Annotated in this window: 17 protein-coding genes; 10 read left to right on the top strand and 7 right to left on the bottom strand. The window is 46.3% G+C overall.

The genetic code is table 11. The annotated features are described in order from the left end of the window. Nucleotides 1-32 precede the first annotated feature (32 nt). The 6 genes from rhaD to QVE09_RS20525 all read left to right on the top strand — a co-directional run bounded on the left by rhaD (nt 33) and on the right by QVE09_RS20525 (nt 11,332). Entirely contained in the window at nt 33-884 is an 852-nt protein-coding gene (gene rhaD, locus QVE09_RS20550; protein WP_315938275.1) for a rhamnulose-1-phosphate aldolase, read from the top strand. 327 nt (nt 885-1,211) lie between these two features. Further along, nucleotides 1,212-3,029 (top strand): APC family permease, encoded by a 1,818-nt coding sequence (locus tag QVE09_RS20545; protein ID WP_315938274.1) that lies wholly within the window; start codon nt 1,212-1,214, stop codon nt 3,027-3,029. A 344-nt stretch (nt 3,030-3,373) separates the two neighbouring features. Beyond that, nucleotides 3,374-4,336, top strand: coding sequence for a carbohydrate ABC transporter permease (locus QVE09_RS20540; protein WP_315938273.1), 963 nt, complete (start codon nt 3,374-3,376; stop codon nt 4,334-4,336). Next, a complete protein-coding gene (locus QVE09_RS20535; RefSeq protein ID WP_315938272.1) occupies nt 4,333-5,154 on the top strand; it encodes a carbohydrate ABC transporter permease in 822 nt (273 codons plus the stop codon). Before QVE09_RS20540 ends, QVE09_RS20535 begins: the two co-directional genes overlap by 4 nt. A 381-nt stretch (nt 5,155-5,535) precedes the next feature. Then, a complete protein-coding gene (locus QVE09_RS20530; protein ID WP_133386752.1) occupies nt 5,536-6,894 on the top strand; it encodes an ABC transporter substrate-binding protein in 1,359 nt (452 codons plus the stop codon). Nucleotides 6,895-7,330: 436 nt separating this feature from the next. Then, on the top strand, nt 7,331-11,332 hold the full coding sequence (locus tag QVE09_RS20525; RefSeq protein WP_315938271.1) for an S-layer homology domain-containing protein: 4,002 nt from the start codon (nt 7,331-7,333) through the stop codon (nt 11,330-11,332). A 212-nt stretch (nt 11,333-11,544) separates the two neighbouring features. Here the strand turns inward: QVE09_RS20525 and QVE09_RS20520 are convergent, their stop codons facing one another. Continuing rightward, nucleotides 11,545-14,133, bottom strand: a complete 2,589-nt coding sequence (locus QVE09_RS20520; protein WP_315938270.1) for a glycine betaine ABC transporter substrate-binding protein — start codon at nt 14,131-14,133, stop codon at nt 11,545-11,547. Then, the gene (locus tag QVE09_RS20515; protein ID WP_307414572.1) at nt 14,099-15,328 is read right to left on the bottom strand and encodes a quaternary amine ABC transporter ATP-binding protein; all 1,230 of its coding nucleotides are present in this window, start codon (nt 15,326-15,328) and stop codon (nt 14,099-14,101) included. Before QVE09_RS20515 ends, QVE09_RS20520 begins: the two co-directional genes overlap by 35 nt. 501 nt (nt 15,329-15,829) lie before the next feature. Between QVE09_RS20515 and QVE09_RS20510 the strand changes: the two genes are divergently transcribed. Then, nucleotides 15,830-16,405, top strand: a complete 576-nt coding sequence (locus QVE09_RS20510) for a GbsR/MarR family transcriptional regulator (protein ID WP_315938269.1) — start codon at nt 15,830-15,832, stop codon at nt 16,403-16,405. 128 nt (nt 16,406-16,533) lie between these two features. On the opposite strand, the gene QVE09_RS20505 is transcribed toward QVE09_RS20510, so the two are convergent. Together QVE09_RS20505 and QVE09_RS20500 are read right to left on the bottom strand one after the other, a co-directional pair. Further along, a complete protein-coding gene (locus tag QVE09_RS20505; RefSeq protein ID WP_315938268.1) occupies nt 16,534-18,165 on the bottom strand; it encodes a helix-turn-helix domain-containing protein in 1,632 nt (543 codons plus the stop codon). Between the two features lie 186 nt (nt 18,166-18,351). Beyond that, nucleotides 18,352-19,638: a DUF5050 domain-containing protein gene (locus tag QVE09_RS20500; RefSeq protein WP_315938267.1), complete on the bottom strand. Its 1,287-nt coding sequence runs from the start codon at nt 19,636-19,638 to the stop codon at nt 18,352-18,354. Between the two features lie 275 nt (nt 19,639-19,913). Here QVE09_RS20500 and QVE09_RS20495 point away from each other — a divergent pair, with 275 nt between their 5' ends. Next, the gene (locus QVE09_RS20495) at nt 19,914-20,900 is read left to right on the top strand and encodes a Gfo/Idh/MocA family protein (RefSeq protein WP_315938392.1); all 987 of its coding nucleotides are present in this window, start codon (nt 19,914-19,916) and stop codon (nt 20,898-20,900) included. A gap of 3 nt (nt 20,901-20,903) precedes the next feature. Here the strand turns inward: QVE09_RS20495 and QVE09_RS20490 are convergent, their stop codons facing one another. The 3 genes from QVE09_RS20490 to QVE09_RS20480 all read right to left on the bottom strand — a co-directional run bounded on the left by QVE09_RS20490 (nt 20,904) and on the right by QVE09_RS20480 (nt 23,566). Further along, nucleotides 20,904-21,698 (bottom strand): MurR/RpiR family transcriptional regulator, encoded by a 795-nt coding sequence (locus QVE09_RS20490; RefSeq protein WP_315938266.1) that lies wholly within the window; start codon nt 21,696-21,698, stop codon nt 20,904-20,906. 136 nt (nt 21,699-21,834) lie between these two features. Continuing rightward, nucleotides 21,835-22,668, bottom strand: coding sequence for an ABC transporter permease subunit (locus QVE09_RS20485; protein ID WP_315938265.1), 834 nt, complete (start codon nt 22,666-22,668; stop codon nt 21,835-21,837). Continuing rightward, complete coding sequence (locus QVE09_RS20480) at nt 22,661-23,566, bottom strand: ABC transporter ATP-binding protein (RefSeq protein ID WP_315938264.1); 906 nt, start codon at nt 23,564-23,566, stop codon at nt 22,661-22,663. The genes QVE09_RS20485 and QVE09_RS20480 overlap by 8 nt, the downstream gene beginning before the upstream one ends. Before the next feature lie 444 nt (nt 23,567-24,010). Between QVE09_RS20480 and QVE09_RS20475 the strand changes: the two genes are divergently transcribed. Both QVE09_RS20475 and QVE09_RS20470 read left to right on the top strand, forming a co-directional pair. Beyond that, a complete protein-coding gene (locus QVE09_RS20475) occupies nt 24,011-25,846 on the top strand; it encodes an HSP90 family protein (protein WP_315938263.1) in 1,836 nt (611 codons plus the stop codon). Further along, complete coding sequence (locus QVE09_RS20470) at nt 25,846-26,895, top strand: hypothetical protein (protein WP_315938262.1); 1,050 nt, start codon at nt 25,846-25,848, stop codon at nt 26,893-26,895. Before QVE09_RS20475 ends, QVE09_RS20470 begins: the two co-directional genes overlap by 1 nt. Nucleotides 26,896-26,940 lie beyond the last annotated feature (45 nt).

The following is a 26,940-nucleotide window of genomic DNA, read 5'->3' as shown; positions in this document are numbered from 1 at the left end:
CATTTGATTTTCAATATAAGGAGAGATTGATCATGAACGTGACCCTTACGAATGATACAACGCAGGCTGCAGGTTTCCATATCCCATTTGTCCGTGAGATGGCTGAGATTACACAACATATGTGGAAAAATGGCTGGGATGAGCGTAATGGCGGTAATGTCAGCTATCTGCTGGAGGAAGAGGAAGTAGCTCAATATATCGATATCCATCATGTGATTCGCAGGATCATACCTGCATTTTCAGTGCAAGAGCTGGCAGGCAAGTATTTTATCGTGACCGCATCGGGGAAATATTTCAAAAATGTACTCGCTGATCCTGAGAGTAATCTGGGGTTGCTGCGTGTATCACAAGATGGTCAGGAGCTAGAAGTGCTCTGGGGATTGAAGTCAGGGGCGAATCCAACGAGTGAGTTGCCTACGCATTTCATGAGCCATATCGAACGTTTGAAGTTGGACCCGAACCACCGGGTTGTCATGCACAACCATGCCACTCATGTATTGGCTATGACGTTTATCCACGAATTGGATGAAGCAAAATTCACCAAGACGCTGTGGCAAATGTGCACGGAGTGTGTGGTTGTATTTCCGGATGGAATTGGCATTATTCCATGGATGATTCCTGGATCGAATGAGATTGGCCGCGAAACGGCTGAGAAAATGAAAGAATACCACGCGGTCATCTGGCCGCAACATGGCATCTTTGGAACAGGTACAACGATTGACGAGGCTTTTGGTCTGATTGAGACTATTGAGAAGGCAGCCCAAGTGTATATGCTGGTTGCTGGTCACGAGATCCGGCAGAGAATTACGGATGAGCAGCTGACCACACTGGCGCAAGCGTTTGGTGTTACCCCTCGTCCCAGTATTTTGGGCATGAATTTGTAACAAATTCATCCAGGGAGAATACCAAGGTAAGGGTTGTTCTAATTGCGCAGTTGTCTAAGTAGGAAATCAATCATTTGAGAGAAAACAGGAAATGGTCTTCGGTTCAATGAACCGAAGGCCATTTCCTGTTTTTTGACTAATAAACGTCGTTTTGGTTCAAAATAGTTCAAATTGCTGAACAAGAATGGCTTTGTTATCGATTATTGAATCGTAGAATGCATTATCACGCGCTGGCGAATTTCGGGTGAAATGACGTATTGTCAATGGCTCTGCGATTTTGCATAATAACAATGCTTCACAGATGTTAGACGGAAGGAAGTTATGATCATGCTTGGCAAAATGAAGAGAATCTTAATAGGCAAGCCAATGAAATCGGCTGAACTGGATGGAGAAAAATTGGGGAAATGGAAGGCGCTCGCCATCCTGTCCTCGGATGCCCTATCGTCCGTTGCCTACGGTACGGAACAGATTTTGCTGGTGCTCGTTGCGGCCGGATTCGCCGCCCTGTGGTACTCTGTTCCGATTTCGATCGCCGTGCTGGGATTACTCGTCATTTTAATTTTTTCCTATCGCCAGACGATATTTGCTTATCCAACAGGGGGCGGCGCTTATATCGTAGCCAAGGATAACCTGGGTACAACATCCAGTCTGATTGCCGGAGGATCTCTGCTGGTCGATTATATATTGACCGTTGCGGTAAGTTCGTCCGCAGGGACGGATGCGATTACGTCAGCTTTTCCGATGCTGCATGACTACAGTGTTGTGATTGCACTCATTATGATTGTTTTTCTAACCATTATGAATTTGCGGGGAGTGACGGAGTCAGCGTCTGTGCTGGCGATCCCCATCTATCTGTTTATCTTTTCAATTGCGATTCTGATTATCTCGGGCGGAATCAAATTTCTTGCCGGGGGGATGGAAGCAGCTGCACCTGAATTCGGAACAAGTCTATCCCATGTGAGTATGTTTCTGTTATTAAAAGCATTCAGCTCCGGTTGTTCGGCCTTGACTGGCGTGGAAGCGGTAAGTAACGCAATCCCGAACTTCAAGCAGCCTGCCGAGAAAAATGCCGCGGGTACATTACTGCTTATGGGTTGTATATTGGGAGCCATGTTCATCGGCATCACCTTACTGGCTTATGGGTACGGAGTGAAGCCTGATCCCAAAGCAACGGTCATTTCCCAGATTGCTGAAGCGACGTTTGGCAGGGGCACGATGTATTTTATCATCCAGGGTGTAACGGCACTGATCCTGTTCCTGGCAGCCAACACAGCATATTCGGCTTTTCCGCTACTTTCCTTCATGATGGCGAAGGATAAATACATGCCGCATGCATTTATGGTCAGAGGAGATCGCCTTGGTTTCTCAAACGGGATCATTTTTCTCAGTGTGATGTCTGCGCTGCTGGTGGTCGGGTTCAAAGGAAATACGGAAAGCCTGATTCCGCTCTACGCGGTAGGGGTATTCATTCCATTTACTCTGTCACAGCTCGGTATGATGATTCGCTGGATCAAAGTGAAGCCGTCTGGCTGGCAGATGAAGTTGCTGGTCAATACCGTCGGGATGCTGACTACACTATCGATTACCCTGATCTTTATTTTCACCAAGTTCACGCAGACATGGGTCATCTTTATCTTTTTGCCGTTCGTTGTGTATGTGTTCATGCGTATTCACCGTCACTATTGCAACATTGCTGATGAACTGCGGATTGATATTCAGGTTGATAAGCCAGCCCAAAAAGGCAATACGATAGTCATTCCTGTTGCGGGTATTACCCGGGTCGTCATGAATACGATCAGTTACGCCCAGACGATGTCGGATCACGTGGTCGCGCTGTACATTGGCTTCGATGATGAGGCCATACGCAAGATGGAGCAGAAGTGGGAAGAGTGGAATCCAGGCGTTCGTCTGGTCGTAATCAAATCGAGATACCGCAGCATTATGGGGCCGCTGAAGAAATTCATTGATACAGTAGAGTGGAAAACGGCCGAGACTGATCACATCACCATATTGATTCCGCAGTTCATCACCAAGCACTGGTGGCAAAATGTACTGCACAACCAGACCAGCTTCATGATTCGAGCCTATCTGATCAATTACAAAGATGTGATTGTCACCACGGTGCCATATCATCTTAATCGTTAACTCGAACGGTTAATCGCTTCACCTCGTTTGGAAGATTTACAGATTATTGTAAAATGAGTCATGTTTATTAATAGGCAAACGTTCATATTCCATTTACACATCAAACCGCAGGGATATCTCCAAACAGGGGAGTTCTTGCGGTTTTTTTGTCTTGAAATCCGTTGTGGATATCGCTTTCGAATGGATACACATTTCCGTAAAGTCCCTTGTCCATGATTAACGTTACGTTGATTCAGAATGAATTTTGCTGTGACATTCGACTCGTACACTAGATAACGTGGTGCTGAAGTTGATGTAACATTTCACACACACTGAATGCGTGAAACAAGGGGGAAGAAAATCCGATGAGTGAGCTTGATAACCGGATCAGCTTGCCCGCCGCCAAACGGCGTGTATCCGGTACGAGTGAGCGCCGGACAGCCTCGCTGCGTGTGCAGCGAATACGGGAGAATATGCTGGCCTATGGTTTCCTGGCACCATCGCTGCTTTTGTTTGCAGTGTTTCTGTTTTACCCGATGTTTAAGTCTGTGTACCTCAGTCTGCATTCCACAGATCCAACGGGGCAGATTGCGGCTTACGTAGGATTGGATAATTTCAAGGCCGTGTTCCAATCAGGACTGTTTATGCAAGGGATGAAAGTGACGTTACTATTTGTCCTGTTTACAGTACCCACAGGTATGCTGGCTGCTCTGATTCTGGCTGCACTGACTCACAACCGATTTAAGGGAATGCGTGTGTTCCAATTTGTTTTCTCTCTGCCGGTGGTGTTATCCGTCGGTTCCTCAGCGGTCATCTGGAAGTTTCTATTCCATCCGACCCTGGGCATGCTGAATTATCTGCTTGGCAAAGTAGGCATCGACCCAATTCCCTGGCTTACCAGCCCGGATTGGGCATTGATCTCGATCTCCATCATGACAATCTGGATGAATCTTGGATTCAACTACATTATTCTATCCAGTGGTTTGGCAGGCATCCCGGATGAGATCTACGAGAGTGCCAAGATTGACGGCGCAGGACCAGTACTTACTTTTCGCAAAATTTCGATGCCGCTACTGTCACCAACGTTATTTTTTGTTACGGTCGTATCGATCATTGGCGCTTTTCAATCGTTTGGTCAGATCAACATTCTAACCCGGGGTGGCCCGATGGACAGCACGAATGTTTTTGTCTATTCCATCTATCAGGAAGCCTTCGTTAATTTCCGCTTTGGTACAGGTAGTGCGCAGGCACTGATCCTGTTCGTGGTGATTATGCTGCTGACCCTGATCCAGTTCAAATGGGTAGAAAGGAAAGTGCATTACCAATGAGTGCCACATGGACCAAAACGCTGTTGTATGTATTACTGACGATCTGTGCAGCACTTGTGCTGTATCCGGTGATGTACACCTTTTTCATGGCGGTCATGACGCCAGAAGATGCGAGTGCTTATCCGCCACATATCATTCCGAATTCCATCGATCTGTCCAACTTTAGCGAAGTATTTGATATCGTTCCGATTGGCCGATTTATCGGCAATACCTTCCTTGTTGCAGGACTGACAACGCTTGGTCAATTGATTACAGCGAGTATGGCAGCCTATGCTTTTGCGAAAATGCAGTTTAAAGGCAAAAACGTCATCTTCAGCATGTTTGTGGCAACGATGATGATTCCATGGGAAGTGACGATGATCCCCAACTACCTGACGGTTCGCAGCTGGGGCTGGCTGGATAGTTACCAAGGGCTTACGATGCCATTTCTGGCAACGGCGTTTGGCACATTCCTGCTAAGACAGTTCTTCATGCAACTACCCAAGGAACTGTTCGAGGCAGCGAGGATCGACGGTTGTGGTCATATTCGCTATTTCATATCGCATGTCTTGCCATTGTCCCGTCCGGCACTTGGAACACTGGCAATCTATTCATTCTTAAGCATGTACAATTCGTATCTCTGGCCGCTACTGGTGACAAACACACCGGAAATGAGAACCGCACAAATCGGCATCTCAATGCTGGAGTTCCAGGAATCCACCGCGTGGAATCTGGTATTTGCCGGCACAGCCATGGTCATTCTACCATCCTTACTGTTATTGATTTTCGGGTTGAAACAGCTTGTCCGCGGAATGGCCGCAGGCGCGCTGAAGGGGTAGGCAATGAAAGTTTTACAACTATTTAATTGAATTGAAGTGGAAGTTTAAAAGGTTTTGATCTAAAGATTTTGATTTTGAGGTTTTGAATTAAACCTTGTATCTTCGTACAAGGTCCAAGGTTTGGATACCAGGAGCGAATAAAATGAGGCTCGTGCTTCAAATAAAATGTTGAAATGAACGACGGTAGTAGTGGAGGGGACGAAATCGATTCTGAAGAAGCAAAGCGTTCGCCTTTATCCCCGGATTTCCCCCTTTGAAAGGGAATGAAAGAAATCCGGGGATAACAGCGATCAAAAGAACGATTCGTAACCGTAACGGCCACAACGCGTTATCCTCAAGATTTTATTGTACGCGAGTCATATAAAAGGAGAGCGATTTCGTTTGAAAAAAAGAGGAACATTTGCATTAATGCTGGCTGCACTCATGTTGGTCATTTCCGCTTGCGGAACAAAAGCTGAAACAAGCAGCCCGGCAAGTGGAGCACAAGCAGAAGCAGCCGCAGCTGAAACAACACAATTGACGTGGTGGCATTCCATGTCTGGCGCAGGAGAGAAAGCCATTAACCAACTTGCTTCCGACTTTAACGCAAGCCATCCCGACATTCAGGTAAAGCCCATCTATCAAGGGAAGTACGATGAGAGCTTGAACAAACTCAAAGCATCCATGGGCTCAGACAGCGGTCCAGACATTATCCAGGTCTACGAGATCGGCAGCAAGTTCATGATTGATTCGGGCATGATTACACCAGTACAACAGTTCATCGACAAGGATCAGTTCGACCTGTCCCAACTGGAGCCAAACATTATCCGATACTACACCATCGATGGCAAATTGAACGCCATGCCGTTTAACACATCGAACCCGATTCTGTATTACAACAAGGATATGTTCAAAGCAGCAGGTCTGGACCCGGAGAACCCGCCGAAGACGTATGAAGAGTTTGAGCAAGCGGCAAAAGCACTGGCAAAAGACGGTAAGCCAGGTGCATCCATGGCGATCTACGGCTGGTTTATGGAACAGTTTTTTGCAAACCAGAATGCAGATTATGTAAACAATGGAAACGGAAGAACCGAAGCAGCTACAGAGTCTCTGCTGAACTCCGAAGCTGGAGTGAAGACATTAACGTGGTGGAAAAAGATGATTGACGAGAAAACCCTCTCCAATCTGGGACGTAGCACAGACGATACGACAGCAGCATTTACAGCTCAGCAAATCGGTATGACCCTGGATTCCACGGCTGGCCTGCGTAAAATCGTAGAAGGTTCAGGTGGCAAGTTTGAACTGGGAACAGGCTTCCTGCCTCGTCCAGCGGATGCCAAAGAAGGCGGCGTTGTGGTGGGTGGAGCAAGCTTGTACATCATGAACAACAAATCGGAAGCTCAACAGCAAGCAGCATGGGAATTCATCAAGTATTTGGCTACACCAGAGGTGCAAGCGAACTGGAGTGTTGCGACAGGATACTTCCCTATTACGACAGCAGCCTACAATGAGCAAGTATTAAAGGATAATATGGCGAAGTACCCGCAATTCCAGACAGCAGTCGATCAATTGCACGCTTCCGCGGATTCGACAGCAACATCCGGGGCATTAATGGGTGTATTCCCGGAAGCCAGACAACTTGTCGAAGGAGCGATTGAAACGGTTCTGAATGGACAAGGTACACCACAGGAAGCATTGGATGCAGCAGCTAAACAAATTACAGACAAGATTGCGCAATATAACAGTACGGTGAAGAAATAACTGTAGGCTAATCTCAAAATAATGATGCGGCGATCAATCTTGATCGTCGTATTGTTATGCCTGTGTTTTGAGATTCTATAAGACTTAAGTCTGATTTTTCTTGAGAAGGGATAGAAAGATGCTGTACATAAATGTCGAAATACGAAACGATTTATATCTTTTGTGTTAGTTTATATGACGTAAATGGTTTAAGGTGCACATGAATATGACTCAAAAAGATCAAAAAGACATAATTTTGATCTGGAATTAGTCCTAATTAGCTTTAAATAATATAAAATGGTTTCTTTCTGTAATGTATATGTTCTATTTTATTTCAAATCGAAGAAATATTGTTTACACCACTCTGTTATTCAGTTATCTTATATTTGAACTAATGTACAAGCTGTCTGAACAAATGATTATGATTATAATTTAAAAACATGGAGGTAAGTAAAAAATGCATGTTCTGCAAATGAAGAGGTTGCTCAGGTTATTCCTGGCCATGGCCCTGCTCATCACGGGTGCCATTCCATCTGGATTGTTCATCAACAAAGCAGTAGCAGCGGATGAGCCTTTAACTGTTGCTCAAGCGATCGCTCGCAACAATGATGGATTACCGGGGACGGTAGAAGGATATGTTATTGGGTATTTTGATGGTTCAAAAAATAAACTGCAAACTATAGCTCCGTTCAGTGGAGGCAGTAATTTTGGACTTGCGGACAATCCAGGTGAAACAGATTTAAATAAGATCTTTTCTGTTCAAATCCCTAATATTACTTCAGTACGAAATACGTTTGGATTGAATAGCAACCCTGAACTTCTTGGAAAGAAAGTTAGAGTAACCAATGGGACGCTAACTTCTTATCTCTCACTACCTGGCATCAAATACATTGACTCCTCTTCAACAACCTTCCAACTAATCGATGAGACACCTGAAACTAAAGTGGCAAGCGTCAGAGCTAATCCATCTTCTGGTGCTGTTCCAGTAGGAACGCAGGTTACATTGGAAACACCCACAGTCGGTGCAACCGTTTACTATAAGCAAAATACGGACGCTGATTATCTTCCTTATACCGTGCCCATTACAATAAATGATGCGATTCACATTGAAACCTACGCAGTCAAAGAAGGAATAGACACTAGCAATGTGACGAGTTTCGATTACACCCTCGTCGACACAACCCCTATTCCGATCTCCGAGACAAGAAAAGCAACTGAAAACAGTACCGTTACCGTTCAAGGCATTGTAACCTACAGTGAATTATCTGGTGTATTCAATCTGTATATTCAGGATAACGATGCCGGGATCGTTGTGCGCGGCAATGCTTCTGGTGTGGAGATTGGAGACCGGATTGAAGCCTACGGCCCAATTACGATCTACAACGGCCTAGTCCAAGTGGAAGCAAGTAAATCCGGATTTCAGGGTGGCTATATTCGGACTGTCGAAAAGTCACAGGATCTACCTTCACCTGTATCGCTAAACTCATCCCATTTTGCTCCAGGTGTGGGGGGGAGTAAGGGTTCTGGAGGGCAGTATGAAGGGATGCTTGTCGAAGTAAACAATATTCAAGTGACAAAAAGCAACACGCCCACTTACACGGCGACAGATGAACATGGCGGGGAAATGCTGATTTATGCCAAAAACAGCCCGTCAGCTATCTCCGTTGGCAAATCATATCATAAAGTGACAGGAGTCTTGACTTACCATTCCACTTACGGTCTGGAACTGATTCCTCGAACGGCGTCGGATATTCTGCAGGATGTGCTCTCCGTAACAGCGAGCACACCTTCCGGTGGTATTGTAAAAGGAACGGAAGTTACGTTGTCTTCCCCTTATGTAGGTGCCCAAATTTTCTATACACTGGACGGTTCTGAACCAACTGTGAATTCCATGAAATACACACAGCCTATTACGATTACTCAAAATCAAATCATTAAAGCTGTTGCCACTGTTGATAGCAGAGTAAGCACCATTTTTTCTTTTGAGTATGCTGCGGTGGATCGGGTGGATGGTGTACGTATTCACGAAATTCAGGGGGCAGGCCATTATTCCATCTATGATGGATTGAATGTACAGAATGTAGATGGGATTGTTACATCTCTAGTTAACGCAGATTCATTCTATATGCAATCCATTCCTGGTCAGGAAGATGGAGATCCGGCAACTTCTGAGGGGATTTTAATCTATAAGAAAGATCATGGGATGAAAGTCAAGGACCAGGTAAAGGTTGCCGGCAAGGTGAAAGAGTATGCTGCAAGTGCAACAGACCTGCCAACCACTGAAATTGTAGCTTCTGAGATTACGTTGGAACAACCCAATGTTGAATTTCCACAATCCGTAATCATTGGAAAAGGTGGCCGCGTAATACCGAAAGTCATTGATTCGGATGGATTGGGCCAGTTTAACCCTGACGTGGATGCCATAGACTTTTATGAAAGTTTGGAAGGCATGCGTATTCAATTAGATGATGCTACTATTCTCGGACCTTATTCTTACAACCCTGGATTAGCAGTAACGGTAGACAACGAACCAAATAATTCATTGCAGACTCCGGCAGGAGGATTAATCTTACGTGGAGACGGAGCAGGAAAGTTTGAGAGTTCTCTAAATCCTCAACGTTTGTTCATTAATAAAAAACCTCCTCAAGCTGTGACAACGGGTGATAAATTTGGAGGATCCATTAAAGGTGTGCTTTCTTATTCGGGTGGTAATTATAAGGTTAACCTGGAAAGCGATTTTCCTCCGATTACGTCCAATGGTTTAAAACAAGCAACAACATCAATTGAGCCACAACAAGAAAAGCTGACTGTTGCCACGTTTAATGTAGAGAACTTCAGCAAAAAAGATGCAACACGAGCCAATAAAATCGGTAAAATTATCGTGGATAATCTGAAAACGCCAGACATATTAGGAATAATGGAAGTTCAGGATAACGATGGGGATGCTGACATGGGTACAACAGCGGCCGATGAGAGTTTTCAGACTCTAATTGATGCAATCAAAGCGAATAAAGGACCCACATATCAATACAGTGAGATTGCTCCGGAAAATAATAAGGATGGCGGGGCACCAGGTGCGAACATTCGTGTAGGATTCCTGTATCAGCCGGACCGTGTATCGTTAGCTACTAGTGTTAGCAAAGGTAATGCCACGACAGCAATCGCAGTCAAAGCAGACGGTAGTCTCTCGGTTAATCCGGGGCGTATTGCACCAGGTGACGACGCATTTGCCAGTTCCCGCAAACCGCTCGCGGTAGAGTTTGAATTTAATGGTGAACGTATGGTTGTTATCGCTAACCATTTCAATTCTAAGGGTGGGGATTTAGCCCCATTTGGAAATATTCAGCCTGTAACTCGCATTAGTGAAGTACAACGTGCGCAGCAAGCAACGGTTGTCAATACATTTGTCAATGAATTAATCAATAAGGACCCAGATGTAAATGTTGCTGTCCTCGGGGACTTTAATGACTTCCAGTTCTCGAAAACATTGAGCATTGTCGAAGGTAATGAACTGGACAATCTGGTAAATAAACTGCCTGAGAACAAGCGTTATTCCTATATTTATGACGGAAACTCTCAGACATTGGATCACATTTTGGTGAGTAAAAATCTGACGGATAACGCAGCCATAGAAGTGGTGCATGTGAATGCTGACTTTGAAACAGCAGATGGCCGAGTGAGTGATCATGATCCATTGCTTGCACAATTAACATTTATAGATAACGGAAATGGAAGCAATCCTGGTAATGGTGGCGGGAATAATGGAAGTAATCCGGGTAGTGGTAACAGCGGTGGAGGGTCTACAACACCTACCCCGCCCGTAATTCCAACTACACCGACTACACCAACCAATCCTACGAACCCAACTCCACCAACCGTTCCGGGCAATGGAGGAGGTACTAATCCAACCACACCAGTTGTAGACCTGAAGGACATCGGAAATCACTGGGCAGCAACTGCTATTGAACAGGCCATTTCCCGGGGAATTGTGAACGGGTATCAGGATGGTAATTTCCGTCCGAATGCACCAGCCACACGCGCCGAATTCATTGTTATGTTGAGCAGAGCATTTGAACTTCCAGCCAGCAACAAGGCATTGACGTTTAAGGATGCTGCCGGGATACCTGCCTGGGCACAATCCTTTATTGCTCAGGCAGTGGATCAAGGCATCATTAGTGGGTATACGGATGATACGTTCCGTTCATCGGGCAAAGTATCGCGGGTAGAGATGACAGTTATGCTCGTCAGAGCACTCGGCCTCCCGGTACAGTCCAATCCGTCACTGAGTTTTGCGGATGCAGATAAAGTACCTGCCTGGGCGATTCCATATATCGCGACTGCATATGATGCAGGGCTGGTAAAGGGAACAGGTAAAAATATGTTTAACCCACTCGCCGAAGCAACACGTGCTGAAGTGGTGACCTTGTTATTGGCGGCAAGCGAATTTCAGGCGAAGTAATAAAGACTAGTCAATCTTCCTATGAAAAGGAAGCCCAAGCCTTTATACCCTGGGGAAGGGAGAAAATCCACTTTAACGGCACTTCAGGTACATTCAGGCTTTCATTAGATTTGAAGACATTCCCATTCCCAAGTAACAGTTACACTCAAAAAACCACCGAAAATTTCCGGTGGTTTTTTTACCAAATTCAGGTTTAATCATCTCAATCTGGTTTAATTATCTTTTAAATCTTCAATAGAGTTGATGTCCATATAGGCTGGTACAACCAGGCCCGTTTTGGCACCGTCCATATTCGGACCCAGATCATCGATCTGATCCTTGTACTTGTTGTAATAATCTGCTGAAGTAAGTGGTAACCATGCGGCTGGTGTAGCATCTACATCACCGTTGGCGATGCCGGTCCACATTGGACCGATTTCAACTTGAAGGGAAGTCACATTGTAACCGAGTTTTTCCTTCAGAACATACTCCAGCAAGTTGGTACTTGCAATTTCGGAGTCCCACGCCACATAACTTAGTTTGATGGGTTCACCATTCACCGGGGTCAGACCTTTAGTCCACTCAGATACTTGGTCACTATGCTTCTCTGCATAAGCTGCAGCAGCTTGTTGAGCATCTTCTCCATTTTGAATAGCTACCATAATTTCACCCATATCTTCAGCTGTCCACGAGAAGCGATCCAGAAATTCATAAGCGACAGGTTTGTCTTCCTTTAACCCTTTACGGGCAATCGTATGAATCTGTTCGGCTTCACCGTAGACACCTTCCGGGTCCTCCAGGTATTTCAGGTCGTATGCGTTGAACATCCAATGAGGTGTCCAGCCAGTAACGATAACCGGTTCCTTATTCTTAACAGCTTTATCCAGCGTAGCTGTCATTGCGGCTCCTGAACCTTCAACCAGTTTCCAGTCAGACAAACCGTATTTTTCGATGGCACTTGCTGTGGATTTCATAATTCCGGCACCTGGGTCGATACCGATAATTTGGTGATTCACTTCATTTCCTACATTGGCACTTGCCGATGGAGTGGAGGAAGCGGCACCTGTCTCCAGATCTGCAATCGAGTTTACTTCAGTCATGTACTTAGGAACCACGAGGCCTGTACGTACACCCGTCATATTGGCACCCAGATCGTCCACCTGGTCTTTGTAACGTTCCCAGTAGTCTGCGTGTGTCAATGGCAGCCAAGCTGCTGGAGAGGCATCTACGTCGCCTGAGGCAACCCCCGTCCACATCGGTCCGGCTTCGACTTGCAGAGCGTTAACTTTATAACCCAATTCGTTTTCCATCACATATTTCAGCAAGTTCGTACTTGCGATTTCGGAATCCCAAGCCACATAGCTCAGTTTGAATGCATCACCGTTCACTGGAGTCAGACCTTTGGTCCACTCAGCAATCTGATCGGCATGTTTCTCGGCATAAGCTTTCGCTGCTTCTTCCGGTGATGTGCCATCCTGAATGGCAGTCATCATTTCACCCATTTCATCCGATGTCCATTGGAAACGGGACAGGAATTCAAACGCAACAGGGTGATCTTCTTTCAGACCTTTACGGGCAATGGTATGAATTTCTTCAGCATCACCAAAAGATTTCTCAGGGTCTTCCAGATATTTTAGATCATATTTGTTGAACATCCAGTGCGGAGTCCAACCTGTAATAATGATTGGATCTTCATTTTTGATGGCTTTGTCCAATGTAGCAGTCATGGCTGCACCAGAGCCTTCAATCAGAGTCCAGTCAGTCAATTTATAGTCTTCGATCGCTTTTGCAGCGGACTTCATGATACCAGCCCCTGGATCGATACCAATAATCTGATAGTTCACTTCTTGACCTACAGCATTGGCTGCTGAATTGTTGCCACCAGCCGAAGTTGTGCCACCAACGAAGTATTGTGAGAAACCAGCTACAAGCACAAGGAATGTTGCCGCAGCAGTGATCCATGCTTTTTGCTTGGCTGTAATGCGTGAGGTCTTTTTGCGACCTGGCATAAATACATTTTGTGTAAAACGGTCCAGTACAATCGCGAGTACAACAACGGCCAGACCGGCTTCGAAACCTTTACCGATTTGTAGCTGTGTTACAGCACGATAAACTTCCGCACCAATACCTTGTGCACCGATCATGGATGCAATAACAACCATGGACAGTGACAGCATGATGGTCTGGTTAATACCGGACATCACGGTAGGCAAAGCGAGTGGAAGCTGTACTTTGAACAACTTTTGCATGGAAGTTGAACCGAATGCATCAGCTGCTTCAACCAACTCGCCAGATACCTGTCTGATACCCAGGTGAGTCAGACGAATCGTTGGCGGAATCGCAAATATAACGGACGCGATAACACCTGGAACGACACCTAGACTAAAGAATGTAACCGCAGGCAGCAAGTAGACAAATGCAGGCATCGTCTGCATGAAGTCAAGCAGCGGTGTAATGATACGCGCCGCAGTTTTACTGTATGCGAGCCAGATTCCAACAGGCACACCAAGCAGGATCGAAACCAATCCTGAAGTGATAACCAGACCGAGTGTATCCATCGATTGGGACCAGTATCCCAAGTTATCTACGAGCAAGAACCCGATAACCGTAAATAGTGTCAGTGGGAGTCGACCTACGAGGAACGCAAGAACACCCAATATGGCAATGAACAGGAGTGGATGGGGCAGCATGAACAGCCCGGAGAAGAATCCGACTACTGCCTGAATAACAACAGAGATTACATTAAACAATCCGGAGAGCGAGGAGCTCATCCAGTCAACGATGGATTCAATCCACGATGCTAGTGGTATTTTGGGAATCATTCACAAGTTCCTCCTTTACTGCAACTTCACCGCTAAGCGCACCCAGCAGGGCACCGCGGACGATAACACCTTGCAGACGGCCATTCTCACCAACAACAGCGAGCGGCACATGGGCAGAACTTACAATCTCGAATAATTCATGAATCAGGGTCTCAGGCGACACCGTCGGCCCGTCCGTGATCAGAATGTCGTTCAACAATTTGTTTTCGCGCATGGCACGGGTTGCATCTTCAGCTGTAATAACACCAAGTAGTTTGATCGAACGGTCAATGACAAACAGGTTGGAAATACCACGTTCGCGCATTAATTCGAGGGCAACACGAGGACCACGATCAAGCGTAATTGTTTCAGGGCGGCGCATTACGTGAGATGCTGTAAGGACCTTGGACAGATCCACGTCTTCGACGAAGCGGGCCACATATGAGTTGGCCGGTTGAATCATGATTTCTTCCGGTGTACCGATCTGCACAACTGCGCCGTCTTTCATAAGGGCAATACGATCGCCGATGCGCAGCGCTTCGTCCAAGTCATGGGTAATGAAAATAATCGTCTTTTTCATTTTATCCTGAAGCTCGATCAACTCATCTTGCATATCACGACGAATCAATGGATCAAGTGCACTGAAGGCTTCATCCATTAGCAGTACTTCCGGGTCATTGGCAAGTGCACGCGCCAAGCCGACACGTTGCTGCATCCCGCCACTGAGTTCATCCGGCATTTTGTCTTCCCAGCCCTTCAGGCCAACCAGCTCAAGTGAGGTTTTTGCTTTCTCCCGGCGTACTTCCTTATCTACTTTTTGTATTTCCAATCCATACTCCACATTATCAAGAACGGTACGGTGCGGGAACAACGCAAACTTCTGGAAGACCATGCTGATCGTTTTCCGGCGCACTTCGCGCAATTGTTCTTTGTTCATCTTGCGTAGATCCTTACCATGGACCAGAATTTCTCCGGATGTTGGTTCAATCAGACGATTGAACATCCGAACCAGTGTGGATTTACCACTCCCGGACAGTCCCATAATAACGAAAATCTCGCCTTCCTTAATGTCCATGTTGACCCGGTTGACACCAACCGTTATCTGTTTTTCTTTGGCCAACTTTTCTTTACCCCAACCTTGCTCCAGTAATTGCAGACCTTGCTCGGTTTGGGGGCCAAACAATTTACTTACGTTTTTCACTTCAAGTATGGTCATGTTTTCACCCCTTCTGATGTGTTGTGCACTTCGAACGGCTTTCAGCATCCATAAGCCCATACACTTATGCGCCCAGCCACGAAATCCGGTAGTTGTTGCTTCGCTTCCCGTCTTTCTGGGTAACGTTTTTAATACTAACAATACTTAACCAGTATATCAACCGAATAAACAGTACATAATGTTTGTACAGTAAAAACTGTACAAAGTTTTCCTCGCATATGCTCCATCATTCTCCTTATTCTGCCTAATAAGGTTCCTTTACATTTGATATCGCTTTTCCTACAATAGAAAATGAGCTGAATTGAAGCTGAATTATTTGGTTAAAAGATAGTCATAGGCAATTGTAGCCTGGTAAAGTTCCCATTTTCATACATTGGGTGAATGAAAGCCCTCTGGCATATATGATGTCCGGCCGAGTGCTTTCCCATGTAAGCAGGACTTTTAAAGTGTTGCAATGATTTCGCCAAAGACTGTGGAATGTTCAGAATGGAGGTTGCAAGCATGGGCTTGGACCATTTACAAGAGGAACAGCAGGCAACCGTGCTGAAGATTCGTAAGCGCGTCATTGAAGCCATTGGACGTAATATGGATCTTTACGGCGTTACGCTATCGACGGGACACTTATATGGATTGCTATTTTTTGCAGACAAACCAATGACCCTTGACGATATGGGACGGGAAATGGAAATGAGCAAAACGAGTATGAGTACAGGTGTACGAACACTGCTGGATTTGAAAATGGTAAATAAAGTGTGGAGCAAGGGCTCCAGAAAAGACCTATATGAAGTGGAATATGACTGGCATCAGACGTTTACGGATTATTTTGCCATTAAGTGGAGAAAAGCCGTGGAGAGTAACCTTCAGGTTCTACGCAAATCGATCGAAGAACTGAATCGATTAGTCGAAGATTTGGATGAAGAGGCGGATGCTGAACTTATCCACATCCTGATGGAAGACAAACACAAAGTTTTGCAAGCGGAAGCATATTACAAATGGTTGGATCGGTTGATTGATACCATGGAAAATGAAGAGATATACAAGCTTGTTCCGAAGGAAGAGATTAAGGAACATTCATAATTACATGCAAAGGGCCCTTTCCGGTATAGGAGAGGGCCCTTTGGCCTGTGCAATAACTTACTGAATTATTAATGAAGGAACACGATGTAAAAGATAATCTTGCCCATCGTATCGACCTATGTTCACATCTAATGTCCGATCAGACCTGCCTGAGGAAAGACTACAGACTGCTGAGCAATCTGTTCCAGTTCGTTCAGAATCTGCAACCGGCCAGCAGGGGTCCAGCATAACCGTTGCCAGTTCGAAATATCGTGAACGTTACCATACAATACAGCAGGGGATCGATTCCATGATGCCGTTTGTTTCATGCGTCGGAACACCTTTTCACTGGCAGGCTGAAGCGAAGCACGATGAATTAACAGGTAATCCGTGTCCAGTACGGGAATACTATCCGCTACATACTCATTTCTGGAACTTTCGGGAGATACAAGCTGAGCAGGTTGGAGTCCCAATTCAGCATACAACAAGTGATTTAATGGATGCTCGCCAGTCCCCTGTAAGCGAATGAACTGATTCGTAACCTCCATCAGAGCCAACCGTTTTTGTCCGAAATAGGGTTGCAGGTTCAGGCTTGCTTCAAGCTTGCGAAACTCAAGTTCTTTGAAATTCAGCAACGCCTGCTGCTCACGTCCAACCAGTTCGGCTATGCGAATATGGTTCTCTTTCCAGTCATCAGTGGACTCCAAGATGATGGTGGGTGCAATACTTTTCAGGCGATCATAGTAGGGCTTGTGGTAAAAGTCGCCGATGATCAAGTCTGGCTTCGCCTGCCGAAGTTGATCGAATTGTCTGGTTAATCGGCGTTCTTGTTCATATTCATCCGATTCTCGGTCAAACACACCTTCACCTTCCAGCACAGCTACCGGGCGCAGTCCAAGCGAGGCCAAGTTCTCATGGAATCCCATAATGGATGCTGTAGCTACGCGAAGTTGATCTCTTTTCATATATACGCTGGGGGCAATCCCCAAGGTTTGTTTGAATTTGCGGCTAAAATAATACTCATTGCCATACCCGACAGATACCGCGACGTCTTTGAGGACACAGGATTCCTCTGCCAGCTGTTTTTTGGCTTCTTCTATACGTAAACGATTCAGGTAATCGGTCGGTGACATGCCTTTGGCCTTCTTGAAACTGCGTGAATAGGAGCTGGGTGTGAGTCCAGCAATCTTGGCAAGCTGATCCATGCTGATTCCTTCACTCATGTAACGTCGCATATACATAATACTGCGTTCCAAGGCAGGGTCCACTTTCTCATGATTGGCTTCCAGCCTGTTCTCTGAGAGAAACTGCAGCAGATCATGCAGCTGGCTATGTATGCTGATAAAGTGATCCGGTTGAAGACCGCGATAGGTTTCATACAGTTGTTCCAGACGTAATACAGCCTGCTGCTCATGACGAACCAGCAACCTGCCTGTCTGCCAATCCAGCGGGAAGGCAGGTGAAGAGGTCATTTTCCATTCACCGCGCACTTGCTGCAAACGAACCGTATCCATGCTTAGCAATATACATTCGGTCACATTCGAGCGTGCAGCGGCCTCAATGGTTGTACCTGGCTTCAGTACAAACAAGTTGCCCGCTTGCGCCGTATAGACTGTATCATTCAGGACCAGAACACCCTCTCCTTGCAAAATAAGACAGAGCATGGGCCGTGACACCGTCTTGCCTTGCACACGGAAATTCTCCCCACGACGCACACGGCACATGGAGGAGAGGAGCGGTAGAGATGAGGTTTCAGCAATGAAGGGAAACTGTTCAGTCATACGGACCATCCTTTTGTCTTATTTTCTTAATGATAACAATTATCATTCTCATATGGAAGGTGTTTTTGAAAAATAGTTTTCGACAACCAAAAAAGGACTACCAAGAGCCGTTATGGCTACCAGGTAATCCTTTTTATTATGGACAAGTCCATTGAATGGGCTACACGCCTGAATTGACAGGATATGTTAGTACGGTGTCACCAATAGAATATTGTCGAGGAAAACGTCACTCATTACTTTTTTCCCTGTTCCACCCGTTTGCACGTGATACAAGCGATATTGGTCTTTGGCATTGATGTAGAACAGGCCAGCAACATCATCTCTGATATGGAATGCATCCCATTCATCCCCGGTAAGTTTGGTTACCTTGAGAGCAGTATTGACCGAATAGAGACCGTTGTTGCCCGAGATATAAGCAGCAGTAGGTGTGCCGTTGGTCAATTGATTCGCAACATACGTCACATTGGTCAGGTTCAGGTTGGCGGACTTGGTTACTTTGTTGCCGGAGACCGTTTTGGCATATGCCTTTTTGTCTGCATCAATAAGAACAACCTTGTCTGTACCTAAGGCGCTTACTTCCCGAACGCTCTTGTTATGAAGCTGAAGCGTTTTGGCTGAAGTTGTTAAAGCAAACGCTTTGCCTTTGGCATAATTGTAATCCTTATTGCTGTCGAGATCGATTCCCTTGTTATACACGTAAAGATTGTTTCCCCAACCACCGGAATATACAGCATTCACGTCCAGTTTAGCCTTTGGATTAACCGCAGTTGCCTTACCAGTGCTGTAATTCACTTTATACATGACAACAGCATTGGTGGAATAGAAATCCTCGTATGGGTCTGTATTGACCATCAGTTGCAGTTCGTTTTTGGCTTGGTTCGTAAAATAACGACCTTCCACTGCGCCTGCGGCAATCCGCTGCACAGCTCCAGAACCGTTGGACGTTTTGGACACGATCCACGTGTTTCCATTAACCAACGCATTATAGTAAGCACGGCCTTTGGCTACGACGAGAAACGGAAAGTCGGTATCGGCCTTGTCAGCAATCTTGGTGACAGCTGAAGCGTCACTATTGCCATTCGCGCGATAAATGGTACCTGTAGCATCCAGATAATAAATGAATCCGTTATCCGTATAATAGCTGAGTACATCTGTAGCAAATGTCTCTGCCGCATCGCTGGACCCGTCATTCGGAACCCGAAGCAAGGTTGTGGAAGAAGCGGTCTGAGTGTAGTAGAGATAAGAGCCTGCCGCAAGCAAGTCCACACCTTGGAAATCAATCAATACTTCTGTTGTATTGCTGCCATCCGCGGATACTTTGTACAAAACTCCGTCGGACTCATAATACACAGTGGATTGGCTAAGTGAAGCTGCCTGGGCTGCGCCCCCACCTCCCAATGTCACTGCTGCAATGAGTGTAAATAACAGCAATGTACAGATGGTGCGTTGTACGTATGTATACCCTGTTTTCATTCTTTCATCGTCCCTTTCGTTCTATATGTATGTCGTTATTTCCTTATGTTATATCGGTAAACTATGGAAGATATGTTAGATCTCCAATATGAAAAAAAGAAGAGAATGAAATTGAATTTCATACATATTCAAACCTGACATCCAATTGCGCATGATGCTGCCAATCCGGCTCCAAATCATTCTCCGCCTGACTTGATCGTGATAACATAACATTCAACCAGAGCAGCGAAGAGAGCCAACTGACAAACAACCAATGATAGGAGCGAAACGATATGATGAATATAGCAACGATTGGTACAGGGTCCATTTTGGATGCCATTTTATCCGCGATAGATGAACTGGAAGATGTCACTTGTACAGCGATGTATTCCCGGAAGAGAGAGACAGCACAGGAACTTGCGAGTAAATATGGGGTAAGTACCATCTATACGGACCTGGAGTCCCTATTTTCAGATGCAAATGTAGATCTCATATATATTGCTTCACCAAACAGCATGCACTATGACCAGGCCTATCAGGCACTTCAACATGGCAAACATGTCGTCTGCGAAAAACCGTTCACGTCCACGCTTCAGGAAGCAGAAACGCTGATTGCCCTTGCAAAAGAAAAGAATCTGTTGCTGTTTGAAGCCATCTCCAACATTCATTTGCCCAATATTAAAGTCATACAGGAGCAACTACCAAAGCTTGGTCCGATCAAACTCATCCAGTGTAACTACAGTCAATACTCGCGCAGATACAATGATCTGCTTGCAGGGCAAACACCTAACGTATTCAATCCACAATTCTCTGGTGGAGCGCTGATGGATATCAATATTTATAATCTTCATCTGGTCATGAATCTGTTTGGCATTCCGAATGCCGTATCGTATACCGCGAACCAGCATACAAACGGAATTGATACGTCAGGAGTTGTGGTTCTCAAGTATCCGGAGTTTATCGCGGAATGTGTAGGTGCCAAAGATACAAACAGCATGAACTTTGTGCTCATTCAGGGCGAGAAAGGTTATCTTCAGGTTGTGGGAGGAGCAAACGGTTGCCGGGAAATCAAGCTTCAGATCGGGAATGAGCCTGCTGAAGAGTACAACGAGCAGAGCCAATCCAATTGGCTGTACTATGAGTGGGAAGCGTTCAGGGACATCCATGCAAGTGGTGACCACAAACGGTGTTACGAACTGCTCGAACACAGCCAGTCTGTGATGAGTGTACTCATGAGTGCGCGCGAGGATGCCGGAATTGTATTTGCAGCGGACCAGCGTTAATCCTTAATACGTATCGTTAATGCTCCCCATGTATAACATGTCGAAAATGTAGAGTACCGAGACCATCGAAGACATTTTGGACAACCTTAATTGTTCATTGTATCCGTAAGCCAGTAACGTTTCATCACAATGCTTGGATAGGGTTGAATGGTTGTTGCCTGTGACTGCGATGACTTTCATCTGTTTGTTGCTCAGCACTTTGGCGGCTTCAATCATGGATTGGTTCTCACCTGTGTGTGATATAACAAAAGAGAGCGTCAGGCTATAGGGATTCATCGTGTTCAAATAATGCATGTTCGGACTATTGTGAGCAATCGCAGATATGCCGAGTTCATTCCACTTGGCACAAGCCTGTTGAGCCAGATAATAATTCATATCACTGCCATAGATATCGATGCGTACGGATTTTTTGACCCAGCTAGCGATTCGTAGCAAAACAGGAGCGTTTAACATCCGGCGGGTGTCGTCCAGCGCTTGCTGGTACAGGTAAGGAACCGAGTCGATGGCAGCCAGCACATTGCCTTGTTCTGCGAATGCATGATCCTGCGTCTGCAACGTGGAAGGCATCTGTTGATATTCAAGAGCAAGCTTTAACTGAAAGTCTGGGTACCCCTTGGTACCCAGCTTTTTGCATAGACGAACAATGGTGGATGAGCTTGTATAGGTCTGCTGAGCCAGTTCATGGGCTGTAGAATCAAATACAACTTCGGGATTGTTCAGGATATAGTCCACAATATGTTTCTCCTGTGCCGTTAATGGTGAAGCATATTTTAATTTTTGAAGTAGTTTGGATTCCATGCGGTTGTTCCATTCCTCTCTAAAATCATCCCATAGCATATATCTCCACATCATAACCCGCGTATATTTATTTCTCAATCTGTGTAGCGGAGCGACAGTGTAATCTGTTGAATTTCGTCGCTACACTCCACATCATTCAGATCTGACTTTCCGCCAGTTGCTGACGACTATTCCATAGGGTGACGAAACGAAGAAGAACAACACTAATGAGCATGAGCACAGCTCCAATCATGAGTAACATCCAAGGACCAATCAGCAGCATGCCACTGGCTTGACCAGCGACTAAGGCGATGAGGGGAAGGACAATTAATCCGCCGAGCTGATAAGCTTCCTGGAACCCACGGACTTTTGCCGAGATCAGCACGTTTAATAAAATCACCATAAGACTGCAGGCGGGAACAACCCACACGACAAGTATGATCCAGTTCAGATTGGGAAACATCAACGTTCCAAACATGGGGTACATCAGAATATTGGCAATGATTCCATAGATCAGGAAAGTAACCCAGGATAATAGAATGGAGGGGATCAGGGCAGCCAGTACTTTGCCTTTAAAAAGAGTGTGCATACTGATCGGTGCAAATAACAATCCTTCCAGCGTCTTGCGTTCCTTCTCACCAGCGAAACTATTGGCCGTCAGAATACTGGAGGCCATCACCGGAATGATGAGAAACAAGGGAGCAAACATATACATGGCCAAGTAATAGACAATACGATGATTATCTGTAGGCATGGAAGCAAGCTGAGGAATCTGTCCGCCATGGGTTAACGCATCCAATGATTCGAGCAGAAAGCTGATGTTGCCCAGAGAACGAAGTTCCATTCTGGAGGCCGCCCACAGCAGGGCAGAGGGCATAATAATTCCAATAATCAGTGGAACGATCAACATGGGTAACCAGAGCTGAATGCTGGCTGTGACGGACCGAATATCTTTGCGCACCAGTGCACGTATGGCTTGGCGGTTATTCATGGTGTTGTACCTCCCTTATGGCAAAATAAATGCTTTCCAGATCACTGCCCGTGATGCGGGCCTGATAGACTTGACCATGCTCCGTTAATTGCCTAAGCAGTAAAGGAATATCGTCACGCGATGTAAGCTGAAATGTTGCTTGATGTGCGGAGATTATTTCAGGCGTAAAGTTGGTTGCCGTGTGCCATCCATTGGGCATGTCGGCTTCTACTTCGAGCTTCGGAGTCGACAGGTACCGGCTAACAATCTCCTGTTCCGTGCCTTCCTCCACGATGCGCCCCTTTTCCATGAAAATATAATGATCACAGACGGCTGACAGCTGGGACAGCACATGGGATGAGACCAGAATCGTCATCTTTTCTTCCTTATTTAACTGAAGGATAATACGCAGTACCATCTGAATTCCATCCGGATCAAGGCCATTGGTAGGCTCATCCAGAAACAGGATGGAAGGACGGTGCAGGAGTACTCGTGCAAGGCCCAAGCGTTTCTTCATGCCTGTGCTATAGGTGCCGACTTTTCGATGCTGATAATCCTGTAATTCAAAGAGGTTTACAAGCTCGTCGATGCGTTCCTTGGCTTGATGAAGACCAAATGCATCTGCGAAAAAAATGAGATTATCTCGTCCACTCATATTTTCATATAACCCACTTTGTTCGGTAAGGGTGCCACACATGGCCAGTACTTTCTCCGCCTCACGAGCGGCGTCCAATCCGTTAATGGTCACCTGTCCACCGGAAGCGCCCAAGACCCCATTCATGATACGGATCAGTGTGGTTTTGCCCGAACCGTTGGGTCCAATCAACCCGGTGACACTGCCTTGTTTAACTGTGAAACTGACATCATGCAGTGCTTGATGCACCTTGAATTGCTTGGATATGTTGCGTACTTCGATCATGTATATTCACCGTCCGATCTGAGTTTGGAGATTATACGTGCGGTAGGCTGATATCGTTCAAATGGACGACAAAAAAGATATTTCCCTCCTTCAATAGTCCCGAATGTAGGATGCACATTTACCCTGAAGTCTGTCTGAAATCGGGTCTCAGGTTTGTTTTTTCTCTGCCGTGTAACATGTATCCTTATTTTAGGGTAGAACATCCGTTTCATTGCTATTCGTAATGTGGTAATGAAAGTTAAGGCCTTACGTCTCATGAATGCCTGAAATATTCATCTAACGCCGGTCTTGGTTATCCAGGGTCGGCTTGAAGTGATGTTCAGGCTTGCCTTTCACGGGAACGTCTGTTTTTAACGATTACATAATGAATTCGTCTAACACATCCATATGGATACATCGTATGGGTACATATTGTGTTTGGGCGTAGAGGAAGGTGAGTGAGTCATGACAGCATCCAATGAATATCGTTTTCAAGTGAACCTGAGCGGGATGATCCAGATTTTATCCAATCATCTATATAGCAGTCCGAAAGTGTTCTTGCGAGAACTGATGCAGAATGCGACCGATGCGATTACCGCACGAACGGAGGCGGAGCCAGGGTATCAGGGTGAAGTGCGTGTTGAACTGACGGGAACAGGTGAGCAATTGACCATGATGGTGGAGGACAACGGCATCGGCTTGACTGAAGCTGACATCCATGAATTCCTGGCGATGATTGGACAATCCTCGAAGAGGGGGCAGCAAGCGCTGCTGGATGGAGAGACTTCGTTTATCGGGCGTTTCGGGATTGGGTTGTTATCCTGTTTCATGGTGAGTCACGAAATTGTCATGCTGACGCAATCCGCGAAGGGCGGCCCTTCGATGGAGTGGCGGGGCAAGCCGGATGGCACCTATACGATTCGACAGTTGGATACACAGCTGTCCCCGGGGACCAAAGTATATCTGCGTTGTACACCGGACGCAGCGCACTACTTTGAATCAGATTATGTGAAAGAAGCTCTGTTCTATTATGGAGCGTTATTGCCGTATCCGGTCACGTTGTATCATGACGGCGCCCAACATGTGGTGAATAGCGAGACACCGATCTGGCTGATGGACCCTGCACTCGCACGTTCACGCAGATCAGAGGTATTGGCATTTGGTGAACGTCTGCTTGGCGAGCAGTTCCAGGACTTCATTCCGTTGACGACAGCTTCAGGCCGTACCGGGGGTATTGCTTTTGTACTGCCGCACGCGGTTAATCTGAACGCCAAGCGTTCTCACCGGGTTTACCTGAAGCGAATGTTGATTTCGGAGAAGGCTGAGAACATTTTGCCAGAGTGGGCGTTCTTCGTGAAATGTCTGATCTGGACAGATGAGCTTCAACCGACGGCATCACGGGAACATTTTTATGAAAATGAAAAGCTGGAGGAAGTTCGCTCCGAACTCGGAGACGCACTTCGCAAGGGACTGGCCGACATGGCTGAGAGCCAGACGGAACGGCTTCAGAAGCTGATTCGCCTGCATGCTCTGTCCATGAAGGCACTGGCTGTGCAGGATCAAGCATTCTACGCGATGATTCACCGCTGGTTGCCATTTGAGAGTACGAGGGGGCACCGTGAACTGGGTGAGCTAATCGATGCAGGAGAGACATTGTATTTCACGTCCTCTGTTGATGAGTACCGTCAGATTCATCATGTGGCTTCCGCACAATCGATGCTGGTGATTAACGGTGGTTACATCTATGACAGCGAGTTGATGGCGACACTGCCGATGACTGTGCACAATGTACACACGGAGCGGCTACAGCCGGATCAGGTCTCGATGAGCTTCACCGATGTGCCACCCGCTGAACGCAATCAATATTATGATGCATTGCGACTCGCCGATTCTGCTCTGCAGCGCTTCCGTTGTCGGGCTGAGGTAAAAGGTTTTAAGCCATCGGATCTGCCGGTGTTGTTCACGCTGTCTCAGGAATCCTCAACCCTGCGTGCGCTGGAAAAGGCAAGCGAGGAGAGCACGGAATTGTTCTCGTCTGTTCTGGGTTCATTGTCTTCTGGCATGAGTTCAGCAGGGTACTCAACCTTGTATTTGAACGTGAGTAATCCGATCATTCAGCGGGTACTGACATCACCGGATGATCAGATGACGCCGATTGCCATTGAAATGTTATACGTCAATGCACTGATGATGGGGCATTATGCCATGAGCAAACAGGAGCTTGAAGTGTTAAATCAGGGCATTGTTCGTTTTATTGATTGGGGTTTGCGTGCAAATACAGATCGTAAGGGGGATGCCTGATGAAGAAAGAGATGGATTTTGAAGAACTGATGGATGAAGCCTATGGCTTGCCCAATGGTCCGGCGAAGCTTGGTATGCTGGAGGAAGCGGCAAGAGTTGCCGATGTGAACGGCATGGAGGAAGAGGCATATGAAGCAAGATCGGAGATTGTGGAGACAGCAACATTCTGCGGTTATCCGATGAAAGCACTGATTGCTTTTTCCTGGCAGCTGGGCAAGTTCGACCAACAGCCCGAAGAATATGATGAAGAAACGTTAATGTGGTCGTACAAATGGATATTGGGCAAGATGCCCGACTTCCCGGAAATATCACGCGAGAAGATCCTGGAGCTGTTGGAGGATTTCGGACGGCGTTTCAAGTCCTACGGTTACAGCGAACGCTCCTACTGGTATTATCGGTTCCGGATCTTTATGGATTTTGGGGAGCTGGAGGAAGCGGGACGCAGTTATGATCGATTCAGAACGATGGATCGTGACTTTATGAGTGACTGCGAAGCCTGTGAGCAGGATGAGATTATGCGATATTTCTTGTTAAAAGGAGACGATGAGAAGGTGTTGGAGGCGGCACAGCCTATCCTGAAAGGGCGTATGAGCTGTGCGGAGATTCCGCATCTGACTTTGTCTGAAATTTTGATGCCGCTATATCGGTTGGGACGGACTGCGGAAGCAGATAAACATCAGACCAAGGGATATCGCCTGATTAAAGGCCAGAACGATTTTGTGCAGAGTTTTGCGGAGCAGATGGATTATCTTACACGTACGAATCCGGCGAAAGGCATTGATGTGCTGGAGGAAACACTGGTGTTCGCTGCCGACCATGAGGATCCTTACGCCAAAATGTTGTTCTACGCCAGAGCAGCAACGTTGCTTCGCCGCTGGGCGGAAGAATCTCCAGAATACCGATTGCGTCTGCCAGCGTCCTTCCCTTATGAAGGTGATCCAGGCGACCTGCTCAAGCTGGCCGATTACTTTGCGGAGCATGCGCAGACCGCTGCAACCAAGTTTGATCAGCGCAACGGGAACCGCCATGTATCTTCGTTGATCGGATAGAGACGGATATCACTCAGTAACAGATCGCTATAATAAGTTATGAAA

The sequence above is a fragment of the Paenibacillus sp. ClWae2A genome (assembly GCF_032452295.1).
Classification (GTDB): domain Bacteria; phylum Bacillota; class Bacilli; order Paenibacillales; family Paenibacillaceae; genus Paenibacillus.
The sequence above is the reverse complement of the archived record's forward strand: the minus strand, read 5'-3'. Positions and strand labels throughout refer to the sequence as shown.